Origin of the sequence: Ectobacillus ponti (genome assembly GCF_024294785.1) — a bacterium.
Classification (GTDB): domain Bacteria; phylum Bacillota; class Bacilli; order Bacillales; family Bacillaceae_G; genus Ectobacillus; species Ectobacillus ponti.
On the sequence record NZ_JANCLT010000078.1, the window covers coordinates 1 to 638 of the forward strand.

Sequence of the window (638 nt, forward strand, 5' to 3'; positions counted from 1 at the left end):
GTCAGCTCTGCTTTCCCCAACGCGTTCTCAACCCTACTCCATCCCACTTCGTTGTCATCTCTGATGAATCTTTTCTCTCCTGCTGCAGGCTGCGTGTGCGCGGAGGAAAGGAATCTTTATGGAGCCAAAATTTCGCAGAGATAGGAATGGAATCCTTACGAAGCCAAAATTTCGCAGAGAGGAGGATATCTGTTTGAGGAAAAAAAGGACGGGGTCTCCCTTCCTGCAACAGAACCGCGTGATGATGTTACCGTTTGATGTGACGTACCTTAGTTTGTACGCGAGATTCAACAAGATGAAGGGGCCGGTGGGCAAGGCGTCACTTATTCGCGGAGGAAAGGAAACCCATGATGCCAAAATTTTGCAGATAGGAGATGGAGGAGATTCAGTTCATTGTGTGCAAAAAAGACGACTGATCTCCCCCTGCAAATGTGTACGGAGGAAGCCTATGATTGGTATTACAACTCGTATTGATGAGCACTACACCATGGTGTTTTTCGAGATCCCGGCGAGCGTGGATTCAGCACAAGGCCCAATCTTTCTTTGGAACAGTTGAGTGTTGGCCCTGGGGACACTGCGGACTTACTGCGGAAAGTACTTCCAGGCATTCGTGATGCAAGTAAGACCTTTGCTATCCC

Annotated in this window: 1 protein-coding gene; it reads left to right on the plus strand. The window is 48.7% G+C overall.

The annotated features are described in order from the left end of the window. The first annotated feature begins 193 nt into the window (after positions 1-193). Positions 194-556 (plus strand): hypothetical protein, encoded by a 363-nt coding sequence (locus tag NK662_RS24645; protein ID WP_254761353.1) that lies wholly within the window; start codon positions 194-196, stop codon positions 554-556. Positions 557-638: the final 82 nt, after the last annotated feature.